We start from the raw sequence: 255 nt of genomic DNA, 5'->3' as shown, positions 1-255 counted from the left end.
AGCATGTCTTGGGTGGCCGGGCCGCTGAACAGGACGTTGCCGTCTTGATCGGTGACGGTGACGGTGTCACCAATGACCGTGCCAGCGCCTAAGGTGACGCTGATGTTGATTTGACCGTTAAGCTCGGCGTCGTTGATGAAGCCATCGTTGTTGGCATCTTCAGTGATTTCAACGGTTGGCGCTAATGGGGCGCTGCTGCCGTAATCCAAGGTTGCGCTGTCGTTACCAGTGGCAATGTTGCCCGCCGGATCGGTG

The 255-nt window shown here is 57.6% G+C and carries 1 protein-coding gene; it reads right to left on the bottom strand.

The window, feature by feature from the left end; translation table 11 throughout:
• On the bottom strand, positions 1 to 255 hold a 255-nt coding region (locus tag K0625_RS24965), incomplete at both ends, for a hypothetical protein (protein ID WP_220111936.1).

Origin of the sequence: Shewanella nanhaiensis, assembly GCF_019457885.1 — a bacterium.
Taxonomy (GTDB): domain Bacteria; phylum Pseudomonadota; class Gammaproteobacteria; order Enterobacterales; family Shewanellaceae; genus Shewanella; species Shewanella nanhaiensis.
This window is presented reverse-complemented; position numbering and strand designations above follow the sequence as displayed.